5 protein-coding genes are annotated in these 8,651 nt (G+C 64.4%); all 5 read right to left on the reverse strand.

What is annotated here, in order from left to right; genetic code table 11:
- Window positions 1-63: 63 nt before the first annotated feature.
- The 5 genes from HMPREF3036_RS06845 to HMPREF3036_RS06865 are packed head-to-tail and all read right to left on the reverse strand — an operon-like array spanning window position 64 to window position 8,150.
- On the reverse strand, window positions 64-1,035 hold the full coding sequence (locus HMPREF3036_RS06845; RefSeq protein ID WP_005433724.1) for a phosphatidate cytidylyltransferase: 972 nt from the start codon (window positions 1,033-1,035) through the stop codon (window positions 64-66).
- Entirely contained in the window at window positions 1,032-1,646 is a 615-nt protein-coding gene (locus HMPREF3036_RS06850) for a lysophospholipid acyltransferase family protein (RefSeq protein ID WP_005433723.1), read from the reverse strand. Before HMPREF3036_RS06850 ends, HMPREF3036_RS06845 begins: the two co-directional genes overlap by 4 nt.
- A 55-nt stretch (window positions 1,647-1,701) precedes the next feature.
- Complete coding sequence (gene tldD / locus HMPREF3036_RS06855) at window positions 1,702-3,183, reverse strand: metalloprotease TldD (RefSeq protein ID WP_005433721.1); 1,482 nt, start codon at window positions 3,181-3,183, stop codon at window positions 1,702-1,704.
- Between the two features lie 4 nt (window positions 3,184-3,187).
- The gene (locus HMPREF3036_RS06860; RefSeq protein WP_005433719.1) at window positions 3,188-3,997 is read right to left on the reverse strand and encodes a nitrilase-related carbon-nitrogen hydrolase; all 810 of its coding nucleotides are present in this window, start codon (window positions 3,995-3,997) and stop codon (window positions 3,188-3,190) included.
- A gap of 49 nt (window positions 3,998-4,046) precedes the next feature.
- Window positions 4,047-8,150, reverse strand: a complete 4,104-nt coding sequence (locus tag HMPREF3036_RS06865) for a YhdP family protein (protein ID WP_062332886.1) — start codon at window positions 8,148-8,150, stop codon at window positions 4,047-4,049.
- Window positions 8,151-8,651 lie beyond the last annotated feature (501 nt).

Genomic DNA, 8,651 nt, shown 5'->3' on the forward strand with positions numbered 1-8,651 from the left:
TGAGGATCAAAAGTCCTCACCCCTATCCGATTGGTCGTTCCTTCCGGACGTCCGTCCTTCTGCTTAGAACGCGTCCTTGTAGAGGATGAAGAATGTGATCGTCAGATGGTAGAAGACGGGGGCCGCGAAGGTGAGGGGAGCGAGGCGCGCAAGCGTGCCGCGCGTCATGTAGATGTCTCCTTCGCCTGCAAGGCGCGTGGCGCCCATGCTGTGGCGCACGGAGTTGATGACCAGGTCGCCCATCACGCAGGAGGCCGCGATGATGACGGCCATGATGACGGCCTGCCAGGCGCGGAACGGCGTGATCCAGAACATGGCCGCACCGGCGAGCACGCCGCAGAAGGAGCCGATGAGCGTGCCCTTGATCGTGCGGTTGGAGTTGAAGCTCAGGGTCTTGCCGCCGAAGAAGGAGCTGGCGATGCTCGAGGCGAGGTCGCTCACGAATACGACGAGCAGGAAGAAGAGGAGCAGCAGCGGACCGGACGAGTTGTAGCGCGTCAGGTCGAGCGTCGCGATGGCGGGTGCGTGGCTCACGCAGAAGACGCAGAGCATGACGCCCCACTGCACCTTGGCGACGCGCTCGAGATAGCGCTCCGTGTCCTTCGTCATGGCCATGATGACGGGCAGCGCGAGGAACAGGTACGTCGGAATGAAGAGCGTCGTGAAGTACGAGAGGTCGAAGCCGATGAGCGCGTACTGCACGGGAATCGCGATGTAGAACGCGACGACGAGCGCATTGTGGTCGGTGGGCTTCGTAGGCGTGATCGCGATGAACTCCCTCAGCAGGAAGAAGCTGATGAGCGCGAAGAAGACGAGAAGCGTGGCCTGGCCGAGCGCGAAGGCGATCGTGAAGACGACGATGAGCCACCAGGACATGCGCACGCGGGCATTGACCGCAAGCAGGCGGGCGCGATGTTCGGGATCGCTGCTGCGGTTCAGGGCCCAGTTGGCGTAGAAGGTGCCGGCGGCGGCAAGAAGCGCGAGGCCGACGAGAAGGATGCCGTAGGCCTCCTGAATGGTGAATCCGAGTCTCATGGCTGTGCTAGGGAGATGATGGCGTTGCGGGCGCGTTCAAGGAAATCCTCCTTCAGGTCTTCGGGAGAATGCTCGAGCGGGGCGCCGAAGCGGATGGAGCAGACGGTGGGAACGGGAAGCAGCACGCCCTTGGGCATGGCGCGGTGCAGGTTCTCGATGTAGACGGGAATCAGCTCGACCTGAGGAAATTCCTTCATCAGGCGCCAGATGCCGGACTTGAACTCGCTCGGCAGCGGTTGGGGACGGCGGGTGCCCTCGGGGAAGATGATGAGGGAGGAGCCTTCCTGTAGCGCCTGACGCAGGGGATCGAGCGGATTGCTGTGTTCCGTGCGGCGGCGGTCGACGAGCACGACGTTGAGCTCGTCAAGCGCGATGCGGCGGCGAAGCAGGCCCTTTTCCCAGTAGTCCTTGGCGGCGACGGGGCGAACGAATGGACGGAGCTGCGGGGGCAGCGAGGCCCAGATCACGATCGTGTCGAGATGGCTCGTGTGGTTGGCGAAGTAGATGCGCTGTTTGGAGGACGGCGCACAGCCCTGCCAGTGGGGGTAGGCGCCGACGAGCAGCCTCGTGAGCCACACGATGGGCGTCATTAGCTTGAACGATTTGAACACGATATGTTCCTGTTTTAAGGGAATCTAAACATTATAAACCGCACGGCTGGTACGCTTAAACGGCATTTTCCGCAGTGCCGCCAACGGTCAGCGCATCGATGCGGATGGTGGGCATGCCTACGCCCACGGGTACCTGCTGGCCGTCCTTGCCGCACTGTCCCGTGCCCTCGTCAAGTGCAAGATCGTTGCCGATGAGCGGGATGTGCTTGAGGGCCTCGGGACCCGAGCCCGATAGCATGGCGCCGCGCACGGGGTGAGTGAGCCTGCCGTCCTCGATCATCCAGGCGCGGCTCATCGCAAAGACGAACTTGCCGTTGGTGATGTCGACCTGCCCGCCGCTGAAGTTGCTCGCGTAGATGCCTCGTTTGACCGACTTGACGATGTCGGCGGGATCGCAGTCCCCGGGCGTCATGAAGGTGTTGGTCATGCGCGGCAGGGGCAGCGTGGCGAAGCTCTCGCGTCGGCCGTTGCCCGTCGGGGCGGTTCCGAGAACGCGGGCGCTCGTGAGGTCGTGCATGTAGCCCGTGAGGATGCCGTCTTCGATGAGCGTCGTGCGCGCGGCGGGCGTGCCTTCGTCGTCGGCGCAGATGGAGCCGCGCGCTAGTCCGATCGTGCCGTCGTCGACGACCGTGACGCCGGGGGATGCGACGCGCATGCCGATCCTGCCCGTGAAGGCGGAGGTGCCCTTTCTGATGAAGTCGCCTTCAAGTCCGTGGCCCACGGCCTCGTGGAGCAGAATGCCGGGCCAGCCCGGACCGAGCACGACGGGCATGATGCCTGCAGGTGCGGGTGCGGCGCCGAGATTGTGGATTGCCTCCGAGACGGCGTCGCGAGCCCACTTACGGATGCGCTCCCGCGTGAAGAACTCAAGCCCCGCGCGTGCGCCGCCTCCGGCCGAGGCTCGCTCGCGCCTGCCGTTTTCCGAGGCGATGACCGAGATCGAAAGGTAGACCATGGGGCGGATGTCGCCCGAAAGCAGGCCGTCAAGGCGGCAGAGGAGCGTTGCATCCGTCTCGCATTGAAGGGTGACGACCACGTCTGTGACCCTGGGATCCGCCTCGCGCGCCAGGGCGTCGGCCTCGCGGATGAGCTCAAGCGCCTGTGGCGTGTGCATGTTCGAGGATGCGTCCTCCGTCCCGCAGCAGGGCCTGTAGGAGCCGGGGGTGAGGCAGGCGGGGATGACGACGCCTGGGGCGCCCTCGGGGGAGTAGGCGGCCGAGGCGACCACGGTGCCTGCAGCATCGAGAAGCGAGACGGGCGTGAGCACGTCCGTGTAGGCGAGCGTGGAGGTCTCGCCGCAGACGGTGCGCAGTCCTGCGCCCCTGTCGATGGAGAATCCGCCCGTCTTGACGGCGCCCTCGTCGAGAATCCAGGAACGGGAGACGGTCTGCTGAAGGTAGATGTCCGCCCAGTCCGCGCCTGCCGGCGTCATGCGGCCGAGCACCTTGAGAAGCGCGCCGTCGTCGAGTCCCGTGCCCGAGTAAAAAAGCGCTTGAGCGGCTGAAAGCCGCTCAAGCGAGGATGTGAATGTCGTCATGTGTTCAGTAGATCGTGCGCGAGGCGAGCGCGGGAAGCGTGCTTCGGACGTTCTCGAGCTGGCTGCGCTCGATGTTGCCGATCACGATGCCCGTCCCGGAGGCGAGCTCGCTCACCATGCCGCCCCAGGCGTCGATGATTCTGGAGTGGCCCCAGGTGCGCCTGCCGCAGGCATGGTGTCCGCCTTGGGCGGCCGCTGCGACGAAGCACTGGTTCTCGATGGCGCGTGCAGCGAGCAGCGTCGCCCAGTGGGCGCGGCCCGTCATTTCCGTGAAGGTCGCGGGCAACACGATGAGGTCGGGCTGGGAAAGGCCGCGGAAGAGTTCGGGAAAGCGCAGGTCGAAGCCGAGCGAGAGGCCGACGGAGAAGGACTCGCCGTCCCAGGTCGTCATCCTGAAGGTGACGGGGGACTTGCCGGGTTCGATGTAGATGCGCTCGTCGTAGAACTCGGTCTTGTTCTGCAAGCGGAAGAGATGGATGCGGTCGTAGCGGGCCGCGATGTTGCCTTCCGGATCGAACACGAGCGAGGACTGCGTGTAGTGGGTGGCGTCCTTTCCCTTGAGCGGAATCGAGCCAGCGACGACCCAGAGGCCGCAGCGCATGGCCGCCATGCGCACGGCATCCTGGATCGGGCCTTCGCCGACGGCTTCGGCAATGCCGAGGTTGGCGGCGTCGCCCGCCATCAGGGCGAAGTTCTCGGGGAGCACGACGAGATCGGCGCCCGAGTCGGCGGAGGCCGAAATGAGGTTGACGGCGTCGAGAACGTTCTGTTCGGGATCAATGCCCGAAATCATCTGGCAGGCGGAAATGCGCATGGTGTCAAAAGAAAGGGATGTTGTGTCCGCACATTGTAGCGGATGCGTTCTAGTCGAAAAGCGGGCGGATGCGCTCGCCGGGCGCGGCGGGCTTGATTTCCGCGCCGAGTTCTGTTCGCGAGGCCTTCTCGACGACGGGGTCGTCGAACGGGCCCTTGATCTCGTACTCCATGCGGAACATGTTCGAGAGCTGGTCCTTGAGAACCCACTGCGTGAGGAAGGTGCCGATGCCGACGGCGGGGTTGATGATCGAGAGCGCAAGCGCCGGCCCGCCCGCGTTGATGGCGGGGAGAATGATGGCGTCGAGGTCGAGCGTCTCCCTGACGAGGCTGATGCTGCCGCCCACCATCACGGTGGCGGACGAGCCGAGGACGGAGGCCTTCGGAATGCTCAGGACGCCGTTCTTCACCGTGCCCGCAACGTGGGCGGAGTCGAATGCGAAGCCCTTGCCGAGCACGTCCCTGAAGTCGAGCGTGAGCCTGCGCAGAAGGTGCTGCATCGACAGCAGGCTCAGCAGGCGGCCTGCGCCGGGCTCGATCTGCAGGAATTCGCCGCGCTTCATCTCACTTGAGAAGGAGCCCCTGAGCGTGGAGAGGTCGGGGCGGTGAGGCGCGTTGTTCCAGGAGAGGTCGGCGTGCAGGGTCGTCGGCGCGCCGTTCACGGCGTGCGGAATGTCGAGGCTCGCCAGAAGCTTGCCCGCGTCCGGAATGTTGCCGTCGATCGAGACGGAGGTCTCGCCCGACTTGCCGGGCGTGTGCACCCAGCTACCTCGTGCGCGGATGACGCTGCCCGCATTGCGAAGGGCCGCCTCGGTGATGCGCCAGACGATGTTGCCCGCCTCGACCCTTCGGCTGGCCTCGAACTCAACCTTGCCGAGGTGACGCTTGCCCACCTTGAGGTCGTCGATGACGAGTGAGATGTCGGGCAGGTCGGAGACGGTCGTGACGGCCTCCTGCCTGGCGCTCGGCACGAAGCTCTCGGCCTTGCTGTCGGGAAGCGCGAAGCGGGTGAGGTTGACCTTGAGGCGTGCATGGGCCTCGCTCGTCGCCTGGTTGTATTCGATCTGTCCTGCGGCGTCGTCGCCCGCCACCCTGACGTGCCAGTCGTTCTTCGCAAAGCGTCTGGCCGTGAGGCTGAGGTTGCGGAACTCCTTGTCCGACCAGAGGGCGCCGCCGATCTCGGCTTCGACCATGGAAATGCGGTCGACGGCCGACTCCCCGGCTGCGGTCCTGCCGCTGCCGGGCTTCGCGGGACTTTCGTCCTGAAGAATGTAGGGCTGCCAGTCGTCGATGGACGCACGGGGCGTCTCGACGCGGATTGCGATGCCTTCGGCGGGAGCCCGCATGGGTGCGGATCCGAGGCCTGCGTAGCCGTGCCTGAGCGAGAGGCCGTCCTTGTCGCGGGTGAAGCGAAGCGCCACGGCGGCGCGTCCGGGGCTCGATACGTCGACGTGCATGGCCTTTTCGGGAAGCGTGACGCTGAAGGTCGTGGGCCACTTCTCGCCCGCCGCCTTTTCATAGGGCTCGGGCAGCGTACTCGCGATGCCGTCGAGGTCCGTCCTGCCGGTGACGGCGAAGCGGCTCTTCGTGAGCCCGATTTCGGTGTCGACATGAACGGGAGACGTGCCCGTGAGCTTTTTGAAGAAGAGCTCGGCGACATCAATGCCGAGGAAGTGCTCGAGTTCGGCTGTCGTCGGCTCGGCATCGATGCCGAGCGTCATGACGCCGTCCTTCGTTTCGGCGGTGACCTTGACGGGCTTGCCGCCGGGACTCGTGCCCGTGAGGGGCGCGGGCGTGACGACGCTCTTTTCCGTGATGTGCAGGCTCCCATTGACGCCCGAGACCGTCGGCAGGTTGAGGCCGTAGTAGAAGGTGGCGTTGCGGATGTCCGCATCGATGTTGACGCGCAGGTTTCTGACGATGTCGCCGGAAAGGGGAATATGAAGGTTCATGCGCACGTCGGCGGCGCCCGAACCTTTGCTTTCGGCGAACGCGGAGGAGAGGATGTCGTTGAGCATCCTGCCCTGATTGAGATAGCGGAGCACGCGGCCGAGGTCTCCCTGGGCGCGGCCCGTGATCTCCAGATCGGCGTCCGTGTAGGACTTCATGCTGACGACGACGTCGCTTGCCTTGAGGTCGTGCGAGGTTGCGCTCCGGCCGCGGATTTCGAAGCCGTTTCCGATGAAGGCGAGGTGCGCGTCGATGTTGTTGAGAACGGGCCAACTCGAGGCGGTCTCCCAGCTGCCGTCGGCCTTCCTGACGTGCGAGGGGAGGAAGTCGAGCCTGCCGCCCGTCATGTCGGCCTCGATCGCAAAGTGTCCGTCGTTCTTGTGCTTGCCGTCCCAGGGAAAGTGCTCAAGCGGTCCCTTCACGATGAAGGTGCCGTTGGAGCCGCTGCCGCCGAGAATGCCGGCCTCTAGCCAGTCGAGCACGTCGTCGCCCACGACGAGCGGAATGTAGTAGGGCACGGCCGTCGCCCTGGCCCTGCTGATCGTGCCGTTGAGCTCAAGCGTGCCGGGGCCGCCCGTCGCCTGCCAGCTGCCGCTTCCCTTGAGCGCGGCGTCCGGATTCGAGGCCTCGAAGGACGGAAGACGGACGGTGAGCGTCGGATGGGGCACGATCTCGGCGGTTGCCTTGAGCGTGTCGAACTTCATGTCGGAGTGACGGAAGATGCCGGGGAAGGAAAGGGTCGACTTCGGGCTGTCGAGGACCACCTTGAAGCCCTCGCCGTTCTTGAGGGGGGAAATCGAACCCGAAATGGCCCTGATGCCGGGAATGCCGTCCGCAGCCTTGAGGGAGAGGTCCTTGAAGGTGGCGGCGGGACGCCAGTTGCCGGGGTCGGAGGGATTGCCCGAGAAGGCGACGCTGACGTCCTTCAGGTAGCCCTCGGGGGCGTGTGCGGTCACGAAGGAGCGCACGGCGTCGTCAAGCGGAAGTTCGGGAACGAGGGCGATGAGCGAGCCGATGTCGAGGCGCGAGACGGTGATGGCACCGTCGGAGATCTGGCCCGCGCTGTCGGTCCTGATCGTGACCGAGGCGTCGGTGGGCTTGAGGCGGCGACGGTCGGCCGTCATGAAGTCCAGCTTCCTTACGCCGAAGGTCTGTTCGGCGCGATCGCCGAACGAGCCGTTGTAGTAGAGGCGCGATTCGAGCCAGGCAAGCTTCAGGGGCTCGAGATTGTCGGCGAGCTGAGTGTGGATGTCGAGCAGCGCGACGTCGGCCGTGGCGCTCGTGATGCGGCCGTCCGCAAAGCCCGCCCAGACCTCGGCGGCGCCCGAACCCGAGGACATGAACTGCGGGAAGCCCGCGCGCGAGAGAAGCTTCGCGACGTCGGCGTGCGAGAAGCGCACGTAGGCCTGTCCCTTCCAGGTCAACGGGTTCGACGTGTCCGTGAAGATGTGGCGGTCGATGCGGGCCACGGCGGTGAAGCATTCGCCCTGCTTGTGCGGACTCTCCTCGGCGCTGATGTGAGCGGTGCCGTCGACGGCGACTCGCCAGTCGAGAAGCGTCTGTTCGAAAACGACGTTAGCGTTCATGACGCGGACTTCGGCGGCGCCGGGGCTGTAGCGGTCGTCATAGGTGATGGTGCCGTTGACGAGCTCGAGCTTCTTCTGCGCGAGTAACCAGGCGGCGACCCTGCTGTCGCCGGAAGCGGCGAAGTTGGATTCCTCGTCGCTTCCTTCGGGGAGATTGACGACGAAGCCCGCGATGTCGAGCGTCGTTTTGTCGAGACGGGTGATGCGCAGGTCGGGACTGCTGATGCGCAACAGCTGGAAACGTGGCTCGAGATGCCAGAGCGAGGACCAGGCGAGTCTTGCCTTGACTTCGGGGAGCGTGAGCGAGACGGGGCCGCCCGGCCTTGCAAGCTCGAGCTGCCTGACGGTGATGACGGGCCAGAAGCGCTCGAAGCCTGCGGAGAATTCGCCCGCATGGACGTCGACGCCCGCGGCTTCGGAGACGAGTGCTGTGATTTCATCCCTGTAGTGGTCGGCCTGCGTCATGAAGAAAACGCGGGTGCCGATGACCAGGATGCAGATGATGAAGTAGAGCCAGACGGCGAGCTTCACGATCGGCTGGGAGAAGCTGAGCTGCGTCGCGAAGTTGCCGCGACCTCTGTAGCTGATCGAACGGCGGCGGAAAAAATTTTTCTTCATCGGCGGCGGTGCAGAGTCTGAGACCTTTTGACAGAACCCGTGCGCCGCAAGCCTCTCATTTCAATGGGAGGTAAGGCGCACAAAGTTTTCGAACGTGAAGTAACATTGTCCTATTTATACTACCACCCCTTCCTACATTGTCGAACTTCCGCTTCGTGTGAACGATCAGCAGAATCGTTTTCTCGAAAAGGCGTTTGAGTTAGGACGTACGCATCTACAATGCGACGCTCGGGACAGCTCTCGGGTGTCTGCAGCGCATGCGTGAAACGCAGGAGTGGCGGGTGGCACGGGACATGCCCAAGGGGAAAGCACGCACGAAAGCGTTCAGTGCTGTTCACTAAGCCTTTGGACTAACCGAGTTCGGCCTTACGATCATTGCGAATAATCATCGCAAGGCGAGCGGTCGAAAAGACATTGGCGCTCATGAAGCGCAAAGTATTGGCAAAGCGGTCCGGAGGGCTCTACAGCGTCACATGTTCCGGAAAGCCGGCAGACCTCGCT

Source organism: Sutterella sp. KLE1602 (assembly GCF_001578585.1).
GTDB classification, from domain to species: Bacteria; Pseudomonadota; Gammaproteobacteria; order Burkholderiales; family Burkholderiaceae_F; genus Sutterella; species Sutterella wadsworthensis_A.